This is a genomic window from Ruegeria sp. HKCCD6647-2 (assembly GCF_057221075.1).
In genome coordinates, this window is the sequence record NZ_JBWVBD010000005.1 from 378,799 (window position 1) to 402,155 (window position 23,357).

Genomic DNA, 23,357 nt, shown 5'->3' on the forward strand with positions numbered 1-23,357 from the left:
CGCTCCCCTTGGCGGCTTATGTTTTTTGGTTGCCAAACGCTAAGTCGCCGAGGCGGGAAAAGTCAAACCCATTGCAGGATTTCGCTGCGGCAAGGCTTGCAATTTTCGGAAACTCTGTTTCGATACGCCGCGTAACCGTATTTGGGAGAGGACGGATTTGACGAAGCGTAGATTGCATTTACGTTTCAATTCAGCGCCTTACACCCAAACGCGGCAACGCCTAGTCCGCAGGCCTTGCGGAAATAATCGAGACACGCACGTGTCCAACATGGAGTGTATGATGAAAATCAAAACCCTTTTGCTTGGTGCGATTGCCAGCACGGCTATGGCCCCGATGGCCTTTGCCGAGCGCGGATCGGACGGCAATGTCAGCATCATCTACTGGCAGGCGCCTTCGATTCTGAACCCGTTCCTGTCGGGTGGCACCAAGGATGTGGAATCGGCCTCGCTGGTGATCGAGCCTCTGGCCCGGTACGACCAGGATGGCAACATGGTGCCCTATCTGGCCGCCGAGATTCCGACCGTTGAAAATGGTGGCGTCAGCGAAGACCTGACTTCGATCACCTGGAAAATCGCACCTGGAATCACCTGGTCGGACGGTACGCCGTTCACATCGGCCGACGTGAAATTCACCGCGGATTACTGCATGCACCCCGAAGGCGGTTGCGCGCAGGTGACCAAGTTCGAAGGCGTAACTTCGGTCGAGGCCGTGGATGACATGACCGTCAAAGTTACGTTCGATGCGCCGACTCCTTTCCCCTACGGCCCGTTCGTTGGTGGTGAAAGCCCGATCATTCAGGCCGCACAGTTCGCGGATTGCGTGGGCGCGAAAGCTCCTGAATGTACCGAGCAGAACTTCAACCCGATCGGCACCGGCCCGTTTGTCGTCACCGAGTTCAAGCCGAACGACGTGATCACTTTCAAGGCCAATGACAACTACCGTGATCCGAACAAACCGGCCTTTGCCACCGTGACCTTCAAAGGCGGCGGCGATGCAACCGCTGCGGGCCGCGCCGTCATGGAAACCGGCGAGTTCGACTATGCCTGGAACCTGCAGTTGGCGCCTGAAGTAATCGCGCAGATGCAGGAGGGCGGCAAAGGCACCCCGGTCGCAGGCTTCGGTCCGCTGGTCGAGCGCCTCATGCTGAACCAGACCAACCCGTCGCCCGATCTGCCGGAAGGCGAGCGTTCGACCGCTGCGCATCCGCATCCGTTCCTGACCGATCCGGCTGTCTACAAGGCGATGTCATTGGCCATCGACCGTCCGCTGCTGGTGGAAATCGGCTACGGGCAGGCCGGTAAGGTCACTTGTAACTGGGTTCCGGCCCCGGCTGCGTTCAACTCGACAACGATGACCTGCGACACGCAGGATATCGAAGGCGCGAAGAAACTGCTGGACGATGCAGGCATTGTCGACACCAACGGCGACGGCGTTCGTGAAAAAGACGGCGTTCCGCTGAAAATCGTCTACCAGACCTCGACCAACGCCGTTCGTCAGGACTTCCAGGCGCTGATCAAGGAATGGTGGAGCCAGATCGGCATCGAAACCGAGCTGCGCAACATCAACGCATCGGTCTTCTTCGGCGGTGACCCGGGCTCGCCCGACACCTTCCAGAAGTTCTACGCCGACGTCGAGATGTACGCCAACACCTTCAACGGCACTGACCCGCAGTCCTATCTGGGCAACGGCCTGTGCGACAAGGCTCCGCGTCCCGATACGCAGTGGCAGGGCGAAAACATCAGCCGCTTCTGCAACGAGGAGTTCGACAAGCTGCACGGTCAGCTGGCCGAGACCGCCGGTCTTGAGCAGCGCGCCGAGATCGCGAAGCAGCTGAACGACATCATGGTTCAGAACGGCGGCATGATCCCGCTGGTACACCGTGGCCGTCTGTCGGCGCATTCGAACACGCTGGGTGGTGTTGTCCTGAACGTCTGGGACAGCGAACTGTGGAACATCGCTGACTGGTACCGTAAAACCGGTTCCTAAGCGTAAAGCTTGCAAAGCCGCGCCCCGATCCCTTTCGGGGCGCGGATTTTCGCACATTCCACCAACAAGAAGACGCATATAAAGGCGCCTCTTAATGCTCAACTTTACGATCAGACGACTGATCCTGGCAGTTCCAACACTGCTGTTCATCAGCCTCGTCATCTTCCTGCTCCTCGAATTCGCACCTGGCGATCCGATGGCGCAGGTACCGCTCACCGTTCCCCCCGAAGTCAAAGAGAAGATGCGCGAGGCCCTTGGCCTCGGTCAGCCGATGCATATCCGGTTCTGGAAATGGATCGTGCAGTTCTTCTGGATCGAACCGCAGGTTCTGATCGACCATATCTTTGGCACGACTTTCTCCGAAGGTGACCTGCGCGTGATTTCGTGGCAGACCCGCTCGCCCGTCATGGACATCGTGGTTCAGCGTATCCCGCAGACCCTGTGGGTTGTTGGCACCGCCTATGTGGTCGCCATCCTGATCGCCCTGCCCATCGGCATCTATTCGGCTTATCGCCAGTATTCCTGGTTCGATCAGATGGGAACCTTTGTGTCGATGGTCGGATTCTCGGTTCCGCCCTTCTTCTCGGGCGTACTGGTGATCGTGATCTTCTCGGTTCAGCTAGGCTGGTTTCCGTCAATCTATGACACTACGCATGTGGTGAATGATTGGGACAGCTTCGTGGTGCAATTGAAGCAGATGATCATGCCGGTCATGGTCTTGGCGCTTCAGATCACCGCGCAGCTCAGCCGGTTCATGCGTGCCTCGATGCTGGACAACCTAAATCAGGATTACGTCCGAACCGCCCGCGCCAAGGGGCTGAGTGAATACACCGTGGTCATGGTTCACGTGCTGCGAAACTCGATGATTCCCGTGGTCACCGTGATCGCGCTGGGTATCCCAGCCATCTTCGGCGGTGCCATCATCACCGAGCAGGTGTTCAAGGTGAACGGTATTGGCCAGTTGCTGATCGGTGCCATTCAGGCCAATGACCTTCCGATGGTGCAAACCCTGACCTTCATCTTTGCCGTACTCATCGTGCTGTTCAACCTGATCGCAGACGTTCTGTATGGCATTCTGGACCCGAGGATTCGCTATGACTGATCATGATCGCACGGATTCCCTGGTCCCCGACGAAGGTCTGGCCCCCGCTTCGACCGCTCTGCCAACCACTGACGTGATGGAGGAACTGGCCACCCCGCCCCGCAGCCAATGGCGCGACGTCTGGGACCAGTTCAAGACTCACAAAGGAGCGATGATCGGGGCGATCCTGTTCATCTTCATTGTCGCCGGCGTTTATCTGGGACCGTATCTCTGGAGCATTGATCCCACGCAGATCGACATTCGCGCGCGCAATCAGGGGCCAAGCTGGACGCACCCGTTCGGGACCGACCAACTGGGCCGCGATATCCTGGCGCGGATGATGTCGGGCGGGCAAACCTCGGTTTCGGTGGGCATCACCGCGATGCTTCTGGCGCTGCTACTGGGCTCGCTCATTGGGGTTCTGGCCGGGTTCTTCCGGAGGCTGGACGGCCCACTGATGCGCCTGACCGACCTGTTCCTGGCCCTGCCCTTGCTGCCACTTCTGCTGGTCATGATGCTGCTGTTCCGCGAGCCTTTGTCCGCTGCCTTCGGACTGGAGCGCGGGATTTTCATCCTGATCGTCTGCGCCATCGGGATCACATCGTGGATGCCGACGGCACGGATCGTGCGCGGCGATGTGCTGGCCATCAAGGAGCGTGAGTTCGTTCTGGCCGCCCGGTCCATCGGCACCAGCAACTCGCAAATCATTACGCGCCACATCCTTCCCAACGTGCTATCGCCAATCATGGTTTCCGCAACGCTGGGCATCGCCACGGCGATCATCACCGAAAGCGCTTTGTCCTTCCTCGGCCTCGGTTTCCCGCCGGATTTCCCGACCTGGGGGCGTTTGCTATTCGACGGCGTCGATTATCTGCAACAATACCCGGAACGCGTGTTCTGGCCCGGCCTTGCTATCTCGTTGACCGTGCTGAGCGTCAACTATCTCGGCGATGGCTTGCGTGATGCACTGGATCCGCGCATTCGCGGGCGTTGAAGAAAACTCAGTCGGCGTGCCGCAGCGCGCCGGCTAAAACCACGATCAGGATGGCCAACGGCAAGAGGATTGCAAAGGCCAGCCGCAAGGTCAGCACCTCGGCCAAGATTCCAATCAGCGGCGGCCCGATTAGTAATCCGCCGTATCCCAGAGTAGCAACACTCGCGATGGCCTGCCCAGGCGGAACGTCCGGATCACTTGCCGAGCGGCTGAACGCCAGCGGCATGATCACGGCATAACCCACACCCATAAGTGCAAATCCGGCCAAAGCCAGCAGCGGAGTTGCGGTGGAGACGACGCAAAGCACACCCAGCGCAGCACATACACCACCGAACCTGGCCGTTGCGACCGGCCCAAATCGAGCGATGAGCACTCCGCCTGCAAGGCGGAACGACACCATCGTGACCGAAAAGATGGCGTATCCCAATGCGGCCACGCTCTCTGCCGCGCCGGTGACATCACGCAGAAATATCGCGCTCCAATCCGCAACTGCGCCTTCGCCAAGAGCCCCGCACAGGGCAGTAAGCCCGACCAGAACCAATGCACCGGATGGCAATGCAAAGACCGATCCTTTTGACAGTTCGGACCGTCGCGATGTCCAGCGAACCCAGGACAAGGCAAGGGCGAGCGCGACGACAATACTCCCAGCCAGCAGAAAGTGGCTGATCACTGCCAGGCCCATCTGAACAGCCGCATACCCGCTGAGCGCCCCCAACCCGGCCCCTAGGCTCCACATTGCGTGAAACGAGGACATGACTGGCTTGTCATAGGTGCGCTCGACCTCTGCTGCCCACGCATTCATCGCTACGTCCATCGAGCCGTGAAAGGCACCAAAGATGAACAGGAATGCAGCCAAGGCCCAGAAGCCACCCGCCAAGGCCAGCAATATCAGAGAGAACGTGTAAAGAACCGCGACCACACGCGTGATGGCCACTGCACCGAAGCGGTCCGTCAGCCGCCCCGTGATCGGAAACGAGCATACGGCCCCTGCGGCCATGAACAGCAGGCCATAACCCAGCGCCTCGTGAGTCAGGTCCAGCCGGTCACGGACGGCCGGGATACGCGACGCCCAGATACCGAACAGCGCACCGTTCAGGATGAACATGGCAGCGACAGCCCGCCATGCGGCCACAATGCTGATCACGGAAGATCCTCATGAAATCCGCCAAACGACGCCTGTTCTACAGACCTCGCAGAGATTGGCAAACGGCGTTTATGCCAACCGCTTTCGAATTTGCCGAACCCCATACCAGACGCCCAGTACCACCGGGATCGTTACCGCGGCCGTCAACATGCCTTTGCTGATCCCGACTTGCGTGACCGGATAAAGCAAATAGCTAACCAATGAGACCGCATAGTAACTGATAGCAACCACCGACAACCCTTCGACCGTGTGCTGCAGGCGCAGGGCAAGGTCGGCGCGTCGGTCCATGCTTTCCAGCAAAGCCTGGTTTTGAGCGCTGCGTTCCACATCCACACGCGTTCGCAGCAACTCTCCCGCTCGGATGGCCCGGTCGGACAGTGCTTGCAGGCGGCGTTCCGTGGATTTTACAGTACGGATCGCAGGGTCGTATCGACGCATCATGAAATCGGCAAAGTTCTGGCCGCCCTGAAACCGCTCTTCACGAAGAACCTCGATCCGCTGGTTGACGATGGCTTCATAGGCACCAGTGGCTCCGAACCGGAAAGAGCACTGAGCCGAGAGTGTTTCGAGTTCGATGGAAGTCGACAACAGATCTTGTAACAACGCGTCAGGCTGCGCCGAGTTGTCGGTCATCTGCCCCATCAATCGGGTCAATTGCCCGTCCAACTCCCCTATACGCGGCATCAGTTGTTTGACGCGCGCGAACCCCAACATTGACATCGCTTTATAGGTTTCGATTTCGCACAGGCGCTGGACGATCCGGCCCGTCCTGCGTTCGCCTGTGCCTTCGGTCACAAACAACGCAAAGCGCATATGGCCCGCCGGGTCGATACGAAAATCGCTGGCACATACGGCGGTATCATCCAGTACTCGGGCCACCGCGAGGCTTTCCGGTTCGAACCAAGCCAGCAGTTTGGATTTAACCGCCTCGTCACTTTCGCGTTCAATCACGCGCACCATAGCCGACGTGACCCGCTGACCCGGGCTTGCCATCAGCCAATCGGGCGGAAAGACTTCGAAATCGGCCGGATTGAACGCGCGATCACTCACGTTCTGGGCAATCGCGGTGTAGGTGACGAACTCGGTATGTTGCTCCCACTTTAGCCAATGGCGCCCGATTTGACCGGCGTAGTGCGTGGCATCCGGCTGAGGGTGTTGCGCACCGTGACGATCCAGCAGGTTGATCAGGTGCGCCAGATCTTCGCTGCGATCCCGCGCAACAGCGGCTTCCGGCTTCTTGATTGCCAGAAAGACCACCGTGCACGGCATTGTCGCCACCGGGAAAGGGCGCGCGTGCAGTTCATTGGCCAGCGCATAGCGCAGGGGATGGTCGTCTATTGGCGTCATTTGGGGCTCCGCTTCGTCCGGCGCACTATACGACACATATGCAATACATCAATTATCTTTTTATTTCATATACTTACAAGGATACATCGGTATACAAGCTCGCTATCTCATTGATTTGGTTGCCAGAGTTCTATTGGATTCCCTTCCGGATCGTGAATACGGGCGAATTTTCCGATCTCGCTGTCCCACTCTGCGCGGGTTTCAACCTGGATCCCGGCCTCTTCGAGCTGAGTGATCATAGCGCCCATGTCGTCGACCCGAAAATTGATCATCCACTGCTGTTCCGGTCGCCCGAAATACTCGGTATCCTGCGCAAAGGGGGCAAAAACGGTGTACCCTTCACGTTGCTTCCAGGGCACCGGATCGTAGTGATTAACGCCCAGGTGTTTTTCGTACCATGCACTCAATGCCTTCGGATCTTTGGCGCGGAAGAACAGGCCGCCAATACCGTTGACTTTCTCCATACGTCACCTCCTGTGACTTCAGGGTACAGCAAAAACAGAAAAGGCGCCCAAGTGGGGCGCCTTTTGTCGTGATATCTGGCCTGATCAGTCGATCATCGGCAACAGTTTGTCGAGCGACTGCTTTGCATCGCCATAGAACATGCGTGTGTTCTCCTTGAAGAACAGCGGGTTTTCGATGCCCGAATACCCGGTGCCCTGACCGCGCTTGGACACGAACACCTGCTTGGCCTTCCAGCATTCCAGAACCGGCATGCCGGCGATGGGGCTGTTGGGGTCTTCCTGTGCGGCCGGGTTCACGATGTCATTCGAACCGATGACGATGGCCACATCCGTGTCCGGGAAATCCTCGTTGATCTCGTCCATTTCCAGAACGATGTCGTAGGGCACCTTCGCCTCGGCCAACAGAACGTTCATATGGCCGGGCAGACGACCCGCAACAGGGTGGATCGCAAAGCGCACCTCTTTGCCCTTGGCACGCAATTTGCGCACCAGTTCGGAGACCGACTGCTGTGCCTGCGCCACAGCCATTCCGTAGCCCGGGATGATGATAATGCTGTCGGCGTCATTCAGGGCTGCGGCCACGCCGTCGGCGTCGATGGCCACCTGCTCACCTTCAACAGCCATCTGTTCACCTTGCGGGCCACCAAAGCCGCCCAGGATCACGCTGACAAAGTGGCGGTTCATCGCCTTGCACATGATGTAGGACAGGATCGCACCGGACGAGCCCACCAGTGCGCCCACAACGATCAGCAGGTCGTTGCCAAGGCTAAAGCCAATGGCAGCCGCCGCCCAGCCCGAGTAGCTGTTCAGCATCGACACAACCACCGGCATGTCGGCGCCGCCGATGCCCATGATCAGGTGATAGCCGATGAACAGCGCCGCCAGCGTCATCAGGAACAGCGGGAAGAAGCCGCCCGAGGCGGTGTACCAGATCAGGCAGATCAGCGACAATCCGGCCGCTGCCGCGTTCAGCGCATGGCCACCGGGCAGTTTGGTTGCCGCAGACGTCACCTTGCCAGCCAGCTTGCCATAGGCCACGACCGAGCCAGTAAAGGTGATGGCACCGATAAAGACGCCCAGGAACAGTTCCACATGCAGGATCGACAGTTCCGCCGGGGTTTTCTTGGCGATCAGTTGGGCAAACCCTCCGAGACCGGTGTACAGCACTTCTTTCGATGCGTCCGAGACCGCCATCACTTCGGCGACGTTCAGAACTTCAAAATGCGCATTGAAGCCGACGAACACAGCCGCCAGACCAACAAGCGAGTGCATCGCGGCCACAAGCTGCGGCATCTCGGTCATCTGAACGCGCTGCGCCACATATTGACCGATCATGCCACCGCCAGCGATCAACAGCAGCGACAACAGCCACCGCCCCGCACCAGGGCCAACCAGCGTGGCAAAGACCGCCAGCGCCATACCGACGATGCCGTACCAGACCGCGCGTTTGGCGCTTTCCTGGTTCGACAGACCGCCGAGTGAAAGGATGAAAAGGACAGCCGCAACGACATAGGCGGCAGTAGTGAAGCCAAATTCCATGTGCCCGGCCTCCTTAAGATTTCTGGAACATGGCAAGCATGCGCCGGGTTACGAGGAAGCCGCCGAAGATGTTGATCCCGGCCATGAACACGGACAGTGCCGCCAGCAGAATAACCAGGAACGACCCCGACCCAATCTGCATCAAGGCCCCAACGATAATGATCGACGAGATCGCGTTGGTGATCGCCATCAGCGGAGTGTGCAAGCTGTGCGAGACGTTCCAGATCACCTGGAAGCCCACAAAAATGGCCAGCACGAAGACGATGAAGTGCTGCATGAAGCTGGCCGGAGCCACCAGCCCCACCAACAGCATCAGTGCACCGCCGACCCCCAACAAGGTGAACTGCTGTTTGGTCTGTGCCTTGAAGGCAGCAAGCTCCTGCGCCTTCTTTTCTTCCGCGGTCAGTTCCTTGACCTCGGGCTTTTTCTGCGTCGCAATCGCCTGCACCTTGGGCGGCGGCGGCGGGAAGGTGATCTCGCCCTCGTATGTCACGGTCGAACCACGGATCACATCGTCTTCCATGTCATGATTGACCTTGCCATCCTTTTCAGGCGTCAGGTCCGTCATCATATGGCGGATGTTGGTGGCATAGAGCGACGACGACTGCGCCGCCATCCGGCTTGGGAAATCGGTATAGCCGATGATGGTCACCCCATTCGGGGTCACGACCTTTTCGTCCGGCACGGTGCCCTCGACGTTGCCGCCCCGTTCGGCAGCGAGGTCAACGATGACCGAGCCCGGCTTCATCGCCTTGACCATATCCTCAAGCCACAGCTTGGGCGCCGGGCGATTGGGGATCAGGGCGGTGGTGATCACGATGTCCATTTCCGGAGCAAGCTCGCGGAACTTGGCCAGTTGGGCGTTGCGGAACTCTTCCGACTGGACCGAGGCATAGCCGCCCGTGGCCGCGCCGTCCTGCTGTTCTTCTTCGAAGTCCAGATAGACGAACTCGGCGCCCATGGATTCGACCTGCTCGGCAACTTCGGGGCGCACGTCGAACGCATAGGTGATTGCCCCCAGCGAGGTCGAGGTCCCGATCGCGGCCAGACCGGCCACACCGGCGCCAACGATCAGCACCTTGGCAGGCGGCACCTTACCGGCTGCCGTCACCTGACCGGTGAAGAAGCGCCCAAAGTTGTTGCCCGCTTCGATCACCGCACGGTAACCGGCGATATTCGCCATCGAAGACAGAGCGTCCATCTTCTGCGCACGGGAAATACGCGGCACCATCTCCATGGCGATCACGTTTGCGCCCTTGGATTTGGCCAGTTCCATCCCCTCTTCATTCCCGGCCGGATTGAAGAACGAGATCAGCGTCTTGCCCTTGGTCAGACGCTTCAGTTCGGTTTCGTTGGGTTGGCGCACCTTGGCGATGATATCAGCCGCCTTCCACAGGGCCGCCGCGGTTTTTACAACCTCGACACCGGCTTCCTTATACGCTGCGTCCGAAAACCCAGCCGCCGCACCGGCGCCCTTTTCAATCAGGCAATCATAGCCCAGTTTTTGCAATTGACGCGCCGAGTCCGGTGTCATCGCCACCCGGTTCTCCCCGTCAAAAATCTCCTTCGGTGTGCCTATCTTCAACGGTGCAGTCCCCCTAATTTTCGGTCTGTTCGCGCAGGTGGTTTGAATTCTTCGCCAAGACTTGATTTATCTCGCGAAAGATTGTTTCGCAAGCGCAGCAATTTTTACGTTGTGTCAAAAATCTCACAGCCTCAGATCCATCGACGTGTTTGGCGTTCGTACCGGGCAAAATCCGCCCGGAAGGTTCGGCGTAACCGGTCTTCTTCCGGTACGATAAAACGGCGCTCCAACACCCAGACGAATACGGGTATCAGAACCAGCGACAGCACCGCATCAAAGCGCAGGATGAGCCCGGCCAGGATCAACACATCACCGAGATAGATTGGGTTGCGACTGCGCTTGTAAATCCCTGACTGTACCATGGCCGAAGGCGTTTCGTGCGGGATCACGGTTGTGCGGTGCCGCCGGAACTCGACAATCGCCATAATTGCCAAAACGATCCCGGCACCAATCAGCAAGCCGCTGAGCAAGTCGGTTACGGCGCCTTTCAGCGATAATCCAAACGGCAGCATTCGACCCTGCAACCAGGCAATTAGCGCAAAGCCGATCAGCCAGACGGGCGGGATATCGATCCTGCGCATGTCTTCCTCCTGTCGCAACATCTCGAAAAGCATGTCGCTTTCGTGTCATGTCCTACCGCTTTCTGGGTGCGAAGGCAAAAGCTCAGGGTGTCGCAGCCCGTGCGATCGGCGGCCGGTACACAGATGGACAGGCCCGGAAGGATCAGATACGCCAGTGAGAATTCCAACCTGTCCATACAAACGCACGAGACTCCATGACCGATTTCAGCAAAACCAAGGCAATGTTCCACCTGCCTGAAGGCATGATTTACCTGGACGGGAATTCTCTGGGCCCTCTTCCCAAGGCAACGGACGCAAGAGTTCGGGAGATGGTGAGCCTTGAATGGGGAGAGATGCTGATCACCGGATGGAACAAGGCCGGATGGATGGCTCTGCCGACCGGTCTTGGCGACCGGATCGGCCGGTTGATCGGGGCCGAACCGGGAAGTGTTGTCGTCGGCGATACTCTGTCGATCAAGGTCTATCAGGCCGTAGCCTCGGCGCTGGAACTTAATCCGGAACGCAAGGTGGTCTTGTCAGACAATGGCAACTTCCCTTCTGATCTCTATATGGCTGATGGGTTGCTGCGGTCGCTGGGGGCTGACTACGAGTTGCGCGTGGTCGAGCCGGAGGATGTCGCCTCGCACATCACTGAAGAGGTCGCCGTTCTGATGCTGACCGAGGTCGATTACCGCACCGGGCGCATGCATGACATGAAAGCGCTGACCGAACTGGCCCATGCCAATGGCGTGGTGACGGTTTGGGACCTGGCACACTCGGCCGGTGCAATTCCTGTGGACCTGTCCGGATGCAACGCGGATTTTGCCGTCGGTTGTACATATAAGTACCTCAACGGAGGTCCCGGCGCGCCAGCGTTCATCTATGTAGCGCCGCGCCTGTCCGAGCGGGTGCGTCCGGCGCTATCCGGTTGGCTGGGGCACGAAGCGCCCTTTGCTTTTGACCTTGATTACCGACCCGGCGCCGGGATCGAACGGATGCGGGTCGGCACCCCACCGGTGATCCAAATGACGGCGTTGTCTTCTGCGATGGACATCTGGGATATGGCCGACATGGCCGACGTGAGGGCCAAATCCATCGAATTGACCGAACTGTTCGTCACGGGTGTAGAAGCCTCCTGCCCCGAATTGGAACTGGCCAGCCCGCGCGACCCTCACCAGCGCGGCAGCCAGATTTCATTCCGCTTTGCAGAAGGATACGCCGCCATGCAGGCTCTGATCGAGCGCGGCGTGATCGGAGACTTCCGCGCGCCCGATATCATGCGGTTCGGGTTCACACCGCTCTATATCGACGAAAGCGACGTGAAACAGGCCGTTGAGATTCTGGCTGACATCATCGGCAACAAGTTATGGGACAAACCGGAATACAAGATCCGACAGCGTGTTACCTGAGCTCCAACCCGGCACCAAGCAGCGCTGCCAGTTGAGAAATCCTCTGTTCGAACTCTTCGGCGCCTGAGGCGGTCATCTTGATGCCCTTCAGGGCCGCGGTAATCGTGCCGGCGGTTTCATCCGGCCCGACAGGGAGATGTACGCGACCGGCGGCATCTTCGCGCCGCAGCCAGTCCGCATAAAGGCGTGTCAGTTTGCCCTCTCCGTCCTGAACAATGTCGGTAGACATGGATTTGGTGGTGTCCAGCATTTCAAGCCCGTGGGGCGAGGCAAGGATTTCTGCCATCCCTTCGGATTGCGCCTGAATCGCCCGGGCCAGAATACCCGGTACGGTTCCATCACCGGTGAGGGCCTGCGTCACCAAAGCGGTCTTTTGTTCGTAATACAGCCGGGTCAGTTCGCGAACGATCGCCTCTTTGTTCTTGTAATGCAGATACACAGCAGGCCGAGACATCCCGGCCCCCTTGGCAATGTCATCCATCGAGGTTTTCCGAAAACCATAGGTCGCAAAGGCTTGAAATGCCGAATTCAGAATCGCGGCCTGCCTGGGATCTTCGCTAGCATTTGTCATATCTGAACCCCTGACAGTTTTTGTTATTTTTGTCAATTGACAACCTGACACTTTGCATTAATTATGTCAGAAACCAGCCACAGCCAAGAGAGGTGCGCCATGGCGACCACCCTATCGATCAACGGAAAAACCCATCAGGTCGATCTGCCTGATGATGTTCCCTTATTGTGGGTCCTGCGCGACGAGGTCGGCCTGACAGGGACCAAATTCGGCTGCGGCGTTGCCGCCTGCGGGTCTTGCACCGTTCACATTGATGGCGAGGCCGTGCGATCGTGTCAGGTGGCGCTGTCAGATGTCTGGGGCGACGTGACGACAATCGAAGGGCTGGGTACGCCAGACGCAATGGCAACGATCCAACAGGCCTGGGTCGACAACCAGGTCGCGCAATGTGGCTACTGCCAGTCTGGTCAGATCATGCAGGCAGCTGCCTTGCTGTCGACTAACCCGACCCCGACCGATGCCGATATCGATGAAGCGATGCAGGGCAATCTGTGCCGCTGCGGTACCTATCCCCGCATCCGCGCCGCCATTCACGACGCCGCAGCCAAGCTGAAGGAGGTCTGAGCCATGGCAAGCATCGGAAAAATCCTGCGCCGCACATTCCTGATCGGATCGGCCGCAATCGTGGGCGGTGTGGCCTTCGGCGCCTATTACGTTACCCGACCCGCAGCCAACCCGCTGAAGCCAGGCAAGGGCGAGACTGCACTGAGCCCCTTTGTTCTGATTGATCAGCAGGGCGTTACCTTGTTCGCGCCGCGTGCGGAAATGGGCCAGGGCGTGATGACCACCTGGGCCGCCCTGATAGCGGAAGAGTTGGATGTCGAACTCGACCAGATCCGCGTGCTGCACGGCCCGGCGGCAGCGGCCTACTACAATACGGCCATGATTGGGGAAGGTCTGCCGAACAAGGGCTATGACGTCACAGACTTCCAGCACAATCTGGCCGAGGCTCTGGGCGTGATCGGCAAGGTCCTAAGCCTTCACGTCACCGGTGGGTCGACATCGATGAAAGATGGGTTCGAGCGGATGAGGATGGCTGGCGCCACCGCCCGCGAGACGCTGAAACAGGCCGCCGCGAACCAACTGGGCGTGGACCGCGCGCAATTGAAGACCGAAAATGGCGCGGTGATTGCCCCGGACGGGACACGCATCCCGTACACGGATCTCGCCGAAGCGGCGGGTCAGGTCGAGCCGCCCGAGGTCGAACTGCGCGATCCCACCAACTGGCGTCTGTTGGGCCAATCCCAGCCGCGCATAGACATCCCGGGCAAGTCGACGGGCACGGCCGAATTTGGAATTGACGTTCGGCCCGAGGGCTTAAAATTCGCATCGGTCCGCATGAACCCCAAACTGGGCGGCCAAATGAACGGTTTCGATGCCAGCGCGGCGGAAAACATGCCCGGCGTGGAAAAGGTCGTCGACCTTGGCACAGGTGTCGCTGTCATTGCCAGCAACACCTGGCTGGCCATGCAGGCGGTCGAGGCAATCGACGTGGATTGGGGCGAAGCGCCCTACCCGCCAGAGACGGATGGCTTATTCGAGCAGATTGCCAAGGCATTTGACGACGAACCCAATTCGACCATGCGCGACGATGGCGACGTCGAAGCATTGCCTGATGGGGCAACTGAAATCACCGCGGAATACTCCGTTCCTTATCTGGCCCATGCCACCATGGAGCCGATGAACGCAACAGCGCTAATTTCCGGCGACCGGCTGGAATTCTGGGGCGGCAACCAGGCGCCGACCTTCATGCAGATGAAAATCGCCCGGGCCGCAAATCTGGACACCGAAGCGGTCGAGGTGCACACCACCTACCTCGGTGGCGGGTTCGGACGGCGCGGCGAATTCGACTTTGGCGTGATTGCCACACACGTCGCCATGGCGATGCCGGGAACCCCGGTCCAGACCACCTGGAGCCGCGAAGAAGACATGCGCCACGACTTTTACCGCCCCGGCGCGATGGCCCGGATGCGTGGCGCGGTCAAGGATGGCAAGGCCGTGCTGATTGATGGCAAGGTCGCATCGCAATCCTGCACACATCAGGCCGTTGAACGCGTGACCGGAATGGCAGGCGGCGGCCCCGACAAGGTGCTGGTCGAGGGGTTGTTCAACCAACCTTATGCCGTGCCGAATTACAGGATCAGCGGCCACATCGCGGACCTGCAGGTTCCGGTTGGCTTCTGGCGTTCGGTCGGCAACAGCCACAACGGGTTCTTCCACGAAACATTTATGGACGAGATGGCCCATGCCGCCGGTCGAGACCCGCTGGAGTTCCGGCTGGAACTCGCCAGCAGTGAGCATGCCCCGTCGGCCGGCTGTCTTCAGGCCGTAAAGGAAATGTCCGGCTGGACCGGCAAGACACCCGACGGTGTCGGACGCGGAGTGGCACTGACCTACAGCTTCGGCACGCCTGTCGCGCAGGTGATCGAAGTAGTGGATGAAGATGGCACTATTCGCATCAACAAGGCCTGGATTGCTTGCGACATGGGTCTGGCGCTGGATCCGGCCACGGTCGAAGCTCAGATGATCAGCGGCATGATCTACGGTCTGTCCGCTGCCGCCCATGGCGAGATCACGTTCAGCGATGGCGAGGTCGAGCAATTCAACTTCCCCGACTACGACGCCCTGCGCATGCACACCACCCCTGTGACCGAGGTCCGGGTGCTGGAAACCAACAAGCATATGGGCGGCGCAGGCGAGCCCGGCACTCCGCCATCCATGCCCGCGCTTGGAAACGCCTTGTTCGACCTGACGGGCGAGCGCGCTCGCGTGTTGCCACTGAACAAGCAGTTCAACTTGCTGGTTTGAAGTTTTGACGAACCGGTCCGTTGTTGGGTCGGTTCGTTTGCCGCGATCAGGCCGATCGCTTCAATTGAGCTTTGCCCTTGCAACTATTCCAGGAACGCACTGCGTCGCCAAAAGCTTCGAACAGGGGGCGGGACACGGGGTCATTGGCCGCATCCCATTCCGGGTGCCACTGCACGGATAGAGTGAAACCGGGCGCATCCTTGATGTAGATTGCTTCGGGCGTGCCGTCCGGTGCGTACCCGTCGACGACGATGTTCTGCCCAACCGTCTTGATCCCCTGCCCGTGCAAGGTGTTGGTCATCACCTCGCGTGCGCCAAACAACCCGTGGAAAACCCCTCCTTCCGTCAATGACACGACATGGCGCAGGGCGAATTTCTCTTCCAACGTTCCATCTGGCGGCATCCGATGGTTCTGCCGCCCCGGCAGGTCACGGATTTCCGGGTACAAAGTCCCACCCAAGGCAACATTGACTTCCTGGAACCCTCGGCAAATCCCGAAAAAGGGCTGGCCACGTTGGGCGCAGGCCCGCACCAGAGGCAGGGTGATCGCATCGCGCGCCCGGTCAAAATCGCCGTGCGCAGCTGTTGCGGCTTCACCATATTCTTCGGGGTGAACATTCGGGCGCCCGCCTGTCAGCAGGAAACCGTCGCAGACTGCCAGCAGTTCCTCTACCGAAACAAAACGCGGATCGGCCGGGATCAGCAATGGGATACAGTCCGAGACGTTGGAAATGGCGTCCGAATTCATCGTACCGCCCGCGTGGGTCGGATACTGATCGTTCATCAGATAGGAGTTACCGATTATTCCAACGATCGGGCGCACCATCTAATTCTCTCCTAATTCTCTAACTGCTCGAACCTTAATGCCAAATTCGCGAGTTTTTTCAAAGTGCATGGGCGCAGCTTGCTCTGTGAATTTCTCAACATCTGCACAGCCGTGCCAAAGATATGCCCCAAATTTGGTGGAATGAGACTAGAGGAGAGCTTTTCGAGTTATTACAATGACCGTAACGGCCAGCGCGAATAAGTCCGTTCAGTGTACGCCTCCAGCGACGCTGAACCGCCCAGAGGCCTTTCTTGCGGCGACTCTGGTTTTTATGGCTGCGCTGAGTTTTGTTCTATCCGCAATGAAATCGCAGCCAATAGCATGGTGGGCGTTTGCAATTAGCTTGGCTCCAACCCTGGGATTGTTTGCGGCCGGAGTTTACATCCGCCGATTCAAAAACCAGCCCAGGATCGCGAAACTGGCCATCGCTAACAGTGTGTTTCTGGGGTTTACCGGAATAACGACGCTGCTCATCTATCTGAGGTTTCCGATCTCGGAACTTGCCTTTGACAAGTGGCTCATACAGGCAGATGCGTTGGTTGGCTATTCCTGGCCCGTCTTTGTTGAACATGTCGCAGCCAATCCATGGATCGGATTTACGCTCAGTTACGTTTACCACAGCTCTTTGCCGCAGTTATTTGTAATGATTGGCTTTCTCTCCCTGGCAGGATACTCGGGCCCTCTCGACCAGGTTTTGCTGGCCGGCAGCATCAGCCTGCTGTTGACTACGTTTATCTGGTGGCTGGCGCCCAGCGTCGGTCCTTCGGTATTCTACTCCCTGCCGGCGGGGCTTGAGGATTCCATTCGCCTGGTTACCAACAGCGCTTATGCCTCAACTTTGCGTATGCTGGCCGATCAGGGGCTTACTGTGATTTCGCCTTCGGATATCGTCGGTACCATTGCCTTCCCGTCCTATCATACGGTGATGGCGTTGTTGGTCGTCTGGTATCTGCGCGGCACGGTATTGTTCTTGCCGGCACTCGCCCTGAATGTCGTCATGATCCCGGCAATTCTGTCGCATGGCGGCCATCACCTGACGGACATGGCTGGCGGTGTTGCGGTGTTCGCTGTTTCGTCATGGATTGCGGCGCGCCCGTGGTTTGACCGCCCCGCAGATAAGCACCAATAAGACCCTCAGACCTCGCCTGTCAGCCCTGCGGCCTCGATCCCTGCCATAGCTGCGGCGGCATCATTGTCCGAAGTGTCTCCGGTCACACCTACGGCTCCGATTACGGCGCCTTTGCGGTCATGCAGCAACACTCCACCCGGAACCGGGATGACCTGCCCGCCGTAAACGCCATTCAACGCCGCCATGAAATAGGCCTGACCCTCTGCCCGCTGCATTTGCGCCGTACCGGCCATACCCAGCATGACCGAACCATAGGCTTTGCCGTGCGCAATCGAGAACCGGCCAGGTGCGGCACCGTCTTCACGCTCGAAAGCGATGACATGACCACCTGCATCCAGCACGACGACCGACAGGGGTTTCAGTTCCATCTCACGCCCCTTTTCAAGGGTTTTGCGGATGATCGTCCGGGCCTTGCGCAGTGAAACCGCCATGTCGTGTCCTTTTGCGTTTGCATTATCGAATTGGGGCGGAGGGCATGCACCCTCCGCCTTTGGTGTTCTACGTCCGACTTGCCTTGAATTCCAACCGTCGCTCATGCAGGATCGGTTCGGTGTAACCCGAAGGCTGCACCCGCCCCTTGAAGACCAGATCGCATGCCGCCTGAAAGGCAACTCCATTGAAATCAGGCGACATCGGAACATAAGCCGGATCGCTTGCATTCTGATGGTCGACGACAGCAGCCATCTTCCTTAACGCTGCCATTACCTGTGCTTCATCGACCACATCGTGGTGCAGCCAGTTGGCCAGTGCCTGTGACGAAATCCGGCAGGTCGCGCGATCCTCCATCAGGCCGATATCATTGATGTCGGGCACTTTCGAGCATCCGACGCCCTGATCGACCCAGCGTACCACGTAACCCAAAATGCCCTGTGCGTTGTTTTCAACCTCGCGTGTGATTTCCTCGGCACGAAGATTGCGACCGCCCAGCAGCGGGATGGTCAGCAGATCATCCAGCGTGCCGCGTGCACCACCAGCAGCGATTTCGTCCTGCCGCGCTAGGACGTCAACCTTGTGGTAATGCGTCGCGTGCAGTGTCGCGGCTGTTGGCGACGGCACCCAAGCGCAGGTTGCGCCCGACAATGGGTGGCCAATTTTGACCTCCAGCATTTCACCCATCCGGTCCGGCATCGCCCACATGCCCTTGCCGATCTGCGCCTTGCCTTTCAGACCGCAGGCCAGACCGATATCGACGTTGCGATCCTCGTAGGATGTAATCCAGGGCGTGTCCTTGATGTCGCCCTTGGGCAGCATTGGCCCGGCTTCCATCGAGGTATGGATTTCATCCCCCGTCCGGTCAAGGAACCCGGTGTTGATGAAGGCCACGCGCGACTTTGCGGCACGAATGCATTCCTTGAGGTTCACCGAGGTCCGGCGCTCCTCATCCATGATGCCCAGCTTCACGGTATTGCGCGGCAGGCCAAGAATGTCTTCGACCATGTCGAATACCTCGACCGAGAACGCGACTTCCTCGGGCCCATGCATCTTGGGTTTCACGACATAGACCGATCCTGCGACCGAGTTGCCGCCGTCCCGCTTCAGGTCATGCATGGCGATCAGGGTGGTGCACAGCGCATCCATCAGCCCCTCGCCGATCTCATTGCCCTTGGCATCCAGAACCGCGGGATTGGTCATCAGATGGCCCACATTCCGCACCAGCATCAGCGACCGGCCTTTGAGCGTGGCGGTTTCTCCCTCGGCGGATGTGTAGCTCAGATCATCCGACAGTCTGCGGGTGAAGGTCGTTCCATTCTTGGTCACTTCCTCGGTCAGATCGCCCTTCATCAACCCCAGCCAATTGGCATAGGCCACGACTTTGTCGGCGGCATCGACACAGGCGACGGAGTCTTCGCAATCCATGATCGTGGACAACGCCGCCTCCAGTCGTACATCCGCAATGCCCGCCGGGTCGGACGCCCCGATTCTGCTGGACGGATCCAGTATGATCTGAATGTGCAGGCCGTTATTCCGGAGCAGCACGAAGTCCGGCGTTTCGGCTTTGCCACCGAATCCAACGAACTTGCCGGTATCTGCCAAGGCGGGTGTTAAGACACCATCCCTGACAGTCAAACCTGTTACGTCAGCCCACGAGCCTTCAGCCAATGGAACCGCTTCATCGAGAAAGGACTTGGCCCATGCAACAACGCGGGCACCGCGTATCTCATCGTAGCCCTCGCCAGAAGGCAGATCGCCCATCGCATCCGTGCCATAAAGCGCATCGTACAGGCTGCCCCAACGGGCATTGGCTGCATTCAGGGCAAAGCGCGCGTTGGTGATCGGCACGACCAGTTGCGGACCGGGGGTCAGGGCAATCTCGGGATCGACATTAGCGGTTTCAATTTGAAAGTCCGCTCCTTCCTCGACCAGATACCCAATGTCGCGCAAAAAAGCCTCGTAAGCGGACGCATCGTGCGCTTGTCCTTTGCGCGCGAGGTGCCAGCCGTCGATACGGCCCTGAATATCGGCCCGCTTCGCCAGCAATTCCCGGTTCTTCGGCCCAAGCTCTTCAACCATGCGGGCCAGACCGCTCCAGAATGCTTCGGTCGGTATACCCGTACCCGGCAAGGCCCGGCTTTCGATGAAATCCGCCAGTTCCCAGGCAATCTGCAGCCCGTTCCGGGTTTCTCTGCCGCTCATGTTCGCCCTCTCCCGCGATTGTGTGCCACTGTATGCTGACCTGAATTAGGATGAAAGTTTCCAATAGACAACTCGGCATGCGCCGGTTCGCAGGAAATCCGTTAGGTCAATCCGCGATACGAACGTCCCCAAAACAAAACATCGCACCTCTGATGCACGGCTTGCAGCCCCGGATCAGAGCCCATAACGTCGCGCCAGCAACAACCGATGCGAGGCCCCTGATGCGCGACGCTGCCCCCACCACCATTTACCTCAAGGACTACACGCCTTTCGGCTATGTGGTCGACAGCGTGCATCTGACGTTTGACCTTGCACCAAACGCGACTCGGGTAACGTCGCGCATCGCATTCCGCCCAAATCCCGAAGCCACGGACAAGACGTTTTTCCTGCACGGCGAAGACCTGAAACTGATCCGGGCATCAATCAACGGGATCGAGGTTGCCCCCGAGGTCACCGACAAGGGGTTGACGGTCGCAGCGCCGGATGGCCCGTTTGTCTGGGAGGCCGAGGTCGAGATTGACCCCGGGAACAATACCGCGCTCGAAGGTCTATACATGTCGAACGGTATGTATTGCACGCAGTGCGAAGCGGAAGGCTTCCGCAAGATCACATACTATCCCGACCGGCCCGATGTTATGTCCACCTTTGCAGTTCGCATCAACGGGGATCTGCCGGTTCTGCTCTCGAACGGCAACCCGACCGGCAGCGGCGACGGCTGGGCCGAATGGAGCGATCCATGGCCAAAGCCCGCCTATCTGTTTGCGCTGGTCGCCGGTGAGCTTGTCGCACACTCGGACCGGTTCACGACACGATCGGGTCGTGAAATCGAACTGAATCTCTGGGTTCGCCCCGGTGACGAAGGCAAATGCGCCTTCGGTATGGAGGCGCTGAAGAAGTCGATGAAATGGGACGAGGACGTCTATGGCCGCGAGTATGATCTGGACGTTTTCAATATTGTCGCCGTGGATGACTTCAACATGGGGGCCATGGAGAACAAGGGTTTGAATATCTTCAACTCTTCCGCGGTTCTGGCCAGCCCTGAAACCTCGACCGATGCGAATTTCGAAAGGATCGAGGCGATCATCGCGCATGAATATTTCCACAACTGGACCGGCAACCGCATCACTTGCCGCGACTGGTTCCAGCTGTGCCTGAAAGAAGGGCTGACAGTGTACCGCGACGCCCAGTTCACCTCGGACATGCGCTCGGCACCGGTCAAACGCATTCACGACGTGATCGACCTGCGGGCGCGCCAGTTCCCCGAGGATAACGGCCCCTTGTCGCACCCGGTCCGGCCCGAGAGCTTTCAGGAAATCAACAACTTCTACACTTCGACCGTTTATGAAAAAGGTGCCGAAGTTATCGGCATGCTCAAGCGGTTGGTAGGCGATGACGCGTATGCGCGCGCGCTGGATCTCTATTTCGACCGGCATGACGGGCAGGCTTGTACCATCGAAGACTGGCTGAAGGTGTTCGAGGACACGACTGGGCGTGACCTGAGCCAGTTCAAACGCTGGTACAGCCAGTCCGGAACACCGCGGATCTCCGTGGCCGACAACTGGGACGACGGGACGTATACGCTGACCCTAAGCCAGAAAACGCTGCCGACACCGGGACAGCCGAACAAGCTGCCTCAGGTCATTCCCGTGGCGGTTGGATTGCTGGGCGCAAACGGCAATGAAGTGCGCGAGACCGAGATTCTGGAACTGACGGAGGACAAACAGAGTTTCACCTTCACCGGCCTCGCAGCCAAACCTGTGCCGTCGATCCTGCGGGAATTCTCGGCGCCTGTGATAGTTGAACAGGATCAGTCCAGCGCAGAGCGCGCGTTTCTGCTGGCACATGACACCGATCCGTTTAATCGCTGGCAGGCGGGGCGCTCGCTGGCTCAGGATGCGTTGATTGGCATGATTCTGAACGACACCGCGCCAAATGCTGATTATCTGGACGGGCTTCTGGCCGTGCTGCGCGATGACAGCCACGACCCGGCTTATCGCGCATTGATGCTGGGCCTTCCGACGCAATCTGAGCTGGCCGCCGAGTTGCATCAGCAAGGCAAAATACCAGACCCGATGGCAATCTGGACCGCGGTCGAGACATTACGGCAGGCCACGGCGCAGCATATTCAGGACCTGTTGCCGCGACTGCACGGAGAGACAGTCGTGGATGCCCCATACAGCCCCGACGCCGAACAGTCGGGCAAGCGTGCTCTGGGCAGCGCCGCATTAGCGCTGACGACGCGGCTGGATGGCGGTGTAAAGGCGGCCGAGGGCTTTGCCACAGCGGACAACATGACCTTGCAGCTGACCTCCCTGTCCTGCCTGTTGCGCGCGGGCAAGGGCGAAACGGAACTGGCCGCGTTCTATGACCAATGGCAGCATGACCGGCTGGTGGTGGACAAGTGGTTTGCCCTGCAGGTGTCTATGGCTCAACCTGACGCCGCAGTTGAAATTGCACGCGAGCTGACCACTCATGCGGACTTCAATTGGAAGAACCCAAATCGTTTTCGGGCGCTGATGGGATCGCTGGCGATGAACCACGCCGGATTCCACCGCAGCGACGGTGCCGGTTATACGCTGCTGACGGATTGGCTGATCCGACTGGACCCGGTGAACCCGCAGACCACCGCCCGGATGTGCAGCGCGTTCCAGACGTGGAAACGATATGACGCAGACAGGCAGGCGCTGATGCGCGAACACCTGACCCGCATTGCGGAAACACCAAATTTGTCGCGGGATACAACCGAAATGGTATCGCGCATTCTGGACGCATGACCGACGATTTGACCACTTTCACCTATATCCGCCGGAACCGCTCATCACAAACGGTTGTAATCCTGATCTGCGTATACGCGGTGTTGATTGGCATGGTGATCCTGCTGGATGCCGCCTGGTGGCTGATGGCGCTGCTTGCACTGCCGACTCTTCCCGCCGTTTTGGACGTTATGCGAGACACCAGCGCCGGCCTTTCAATGGGCCCCAAGACCATTCACTGGTACACGGGCAGTCGGCAGGGGGAGCTCGAATTCGAGGAGATCGAGCGGTTCAGGTTCGATACCCGCTGGGATTTTTCGGTCCGTGTCTCGGCCATCCTTCGGTCCGGCAAACGTGTGAGATTGCCGGACGAGTCGCTGCCACCACACAGACAGTTTGAGGACATCCTGCAGCAAGCAGGTTTCGCTGTGGAGCGTCACCATTTCCGGGTTTTTTGAAACGATCAGCCATAAATGCACCAGTTTGTTCTCAAGTCAGAAGGAATTCGCAGCATTTCTTGAATTTT

The 23,357-nt window shown here is 58.8% G+C and carries 19 protein-coding genes; 9 read left to right on the forward strand and 10 right to left on the reverse strand.

The window, feature by feature from the left end; all coding sequences use genetic code 11:
- Nucleotides 1-280 precede the first annotated feature (280 nt).
- From AC2TDJ_RS15745 to AC2TDJ_RS15755, 3 genes are all read left to right on the forward strand, one after another.
- Nucleotides 281-1,987 (forward strand): peptide ABC transporter substrate-binding protein, encoded by a 1,707-nt coding sequence (locus AC2TDJ_RS15745; RefSeq protein ID WP_480843541.1) that lies wholly within the window; start codon nt 281-283, stop codon nt 1,985-1,987.
- A gap of 94 nt (nt 1,988-2,081) precedes the next feature.
- A complete protein-coding gene (locus AC2TDJ_RS15750; protein WP_480843542.1) occupies nt 2,082-3,089 on the forward strand; it encodes an ABC transporter permease in 1,008 nt (335 codons plus the stop codon).
- Nucleotides 3,082-4,062, forward strand: a complete 981-nt coding sequence (locus AC2TDJ_RS15755; RefSeq protein ID WP_480843544.1) for an ABC transporter permease — start codon at nt 3,082-3,084, stop codon at nt 4,060-4,062. Before AC2TDJ_RS15750 ends, AC2TDJ_RS15755 begins: the two co-directional genes overlap by 8 nt.
- A 7-nt stretch (nt 4,063-4,069) precedes the next feature.
- Here AC2TDJ_RS15755 and AC2TDJ_RS15760 read toward each other — a convergent pair whose 3' ends face one another.
- From AC2TDJ_RS15760 to AC2TDJ_RS15785, 6 genes are all read right to left on the reverse strand, one after another.
- Nucleotides 4,070-5,206 (reverse strand): MFS transporter, encoded by a 1,137-nt coding sequence (locus AC2TDJ_RS15760; protein ID WP_480843546.1) that lies wholly within the window; start codon nt 5,204-5,206, stop codon nt 4,070-4,072.
- Between the two features lie 69 nt (nt 5,207-5,275).
- The gene (locus AC2TDJ_RS15765) at nt 5,276-6,553 is read right to left on the reverse strand and encodes a DUF3422 family protein (RefSeq protein ID WP_480843548.1); all 1,278 of its coding nucleotides are present in this window, start codon (nt 6,551-6,553) and stop codon (nt 5,276-5,278) included.
- A 107-nt stretch (nt 6,554-6,660) separates the two neighbouring features.
- Entirely contained in the window at nt 6,661-7,017 is a 357-nt protein-coding gene (locus AC2TDJ_RS15770; protein WP_480843550.1) for a VOC family protein, read from the reverse strand.
- A gap of 84 nt (nt 7,018-7,101) precedes the next feature.
- Entirely contained in the window at nt 7,102-8,556 is a 1,455-nt protein-coding gene (locus AC2TDJ_RS15775) for an NAD(P)(+) transhydrogenase (Re/Si-specific) subunit beta (RefSeq protein WP_480843551.1), read from the reverse strand.
- 13 nt (nt 8,557-8,569) lie between these two features.
- Nucleotides 8,570-10,141 carry a Re/Si-specific NAD(P)(+) transhydrogenase subunit alpha gene (locus AC2TDJ_RS15780; protein WP_480843554.1) on the reverse strand — a complete coding sequence of 524 codons (1,572 nt, stop codon included), beginning with the start codon at nt 10,139-10,141 and terminating at the stop codon, nt 8,570-8,572.
- A 131-nt stretch (nt 10,142-10,272) separates the two neighbouring features.
- Nucleotides 10,273-10,722, reverse strand: a complete 450-nt coding sequence (locus tag AC2TDJ_RS15785) for a methyltransferase family protein (protein ID WP_480843556.1) — start codon at nt 10,720-10,722, stop codon at nt 10,273-10,275.
- 194 nt (nt 10,723-10,916) lie between these two features.
- Here AC2TDJ_RS15785 and kynU point away from each other — a divergent pair, with 194 nt between their 5' ends.
- Nucleotides 10,917-12,110, forward strand: coding sequence for a kynureninase (gene kynU / locus AC2TDJ_RS15790; RefSeq protein WP_480843558.1), 1,194 nt, complete (start codon nt 10,917-10,919; stop codon nt 12,108-12,110).
- Here the strand turns inward: kynU and AC2TDJ_RS15795 are convergent.
- Nucleotides 12,103-12,681, reverse strand: a complete 579-nt coding sequence (locus AC2TDJ_RS15795) for a TetR/AcrR family transcriptional regulator (RefSeq protein WP_480843560.1) — start codon at nt 12,679-12,681, stop codon at nt 12,103-12,105. The genes kynU and AC2TDJ_RS15795 overlap by 8 nt on opposite strands.
- A 99-nt stretch (nt 12,682-12,780) precedes the next feature.
- On the opposite strand from AC2TDJ_RS15795, the gene AC2TDJ_RS15800 reads away from it, so the two are divergent.
- Nucleotides 12,781-13,245 carry a (2Fe-2S)-binding protein gene (locus AC2TDJ_RS15800; RefSeq protein ID WP_480843561.1) on the forward strand — a complete coding sequence of 155 codons (465 nt, stop codon included), beginning with the start codon at nt 12,781-12,783 and terminating at the stop codon, nt 13,243-13,245.
- A 3-nt stretch (nt 13,246-13,248) separates the two neighbouring features.
- Nucleotides 13,249-15,489: a xanthine dehydrogenase family protein molybdopterin-binding subunit gene (locus AC2TDJ_RS15805; protein WP_480843564.1), complete on the forward strand. Its 2,241-nt coding sequence runs from the start codon at nt 13,249-13,251 to the stop codon at nt 15,487-15,489.
- A gap of 46 nt (nt 15,490-15,535) precedes the next feature.
- On the opposite strand, the gene AC2TDJ_RS15810 is transcribed toward AC2TDJ_RS15805, so the two are convergent.
- On the reverse strand, nt 15,536-16,315 hold the full coding sequence (locus tag AC2TDJ_RS15810; protein WP_480843566.1) for a gamma-glutamyl-gamma-aminobutyrate hydrolase family protein: 780 nt from the start codon (nt 16,313-16,315) through the stop codon (nt 15,536-15,538).
- A 343-nt stretch (nt 16,316-16,658) separates the two neighbouring features.
- On the opposite strand from AC2TDJ_RS15810, the gene AC2TDJ_RS15815 reads away from it, so the two are divergent.
- Nucleotides 16,659-17,444 carry a phosphatase PAP2 family protein gene (locus tag AC2TDJ_RS15815; protein WP_480843568.1) on the forward strand — a complete coding sequence of 262 codons (786 nt, stop codon included), beginning with the start codon at nt 16,659-16,661 and terminating at the stop codon, nt 17,442-17,444.
- A gap of 5 nt (nt 17,445-17,449) precedes the next feature.
- Here AC2TDJ_RS15815 and AC2TDJ_RS15820 read toward each other — a convergent pair whose 3' ends face one another.
- Complete coding sequence (locus AC2TDJ_RS15820; protein ID WP_480843570.1) at nt 17,450-17,875, reverse strand: GlcG/HbpS family heme-binding protein; 426 nt, start codon at nt 17,873-17,875, stop codon at nt 17,450-17,452.
- Nucleotides 17,876-17,942: 67 nt separating this feature from the next.
- On the reverse strand, nt 17,943-20,078 hold the full coding sequence (locus AC2TDJ_RS15825; RefSeq protein ID WP_480843571.1) for a malate synthase G: 2,136 nt from the start codon (nt 20,076-20,078) through the stop codon (nt 17,943-17,945).
- Nucleotides 20,079-20,299: 221 nt separating this feature from the next.
- Between AC2TDJ_RS15825 and pepN the strand changes: the two genes are divergently transcribed.
- Nucleotides 20,300-22,852, forward strand: a complete 2,553-nt coding sequence (pepN, locus tag AC2TDJ_RS15830; RefSeq protein WP_480843573.1) for an aminopeptidase N — start codon at nt 20,300-20,302, stop codon at nt 22,850-22,852.
- Entirely contained in the window at nt 22,849-23,289 is a 441-nt protein-coding gene (locus AC2TDJ_RS15835) for a hypothetical protein (protein WP_480843575.1), read from the forward strand. Before pepN ends, AC2TDJ_RS15835 begins: the two co-directional genes overlap by 4 nt.
- Nucleotides 23,290-23,357: the final 68 nt, after the last annotated feature.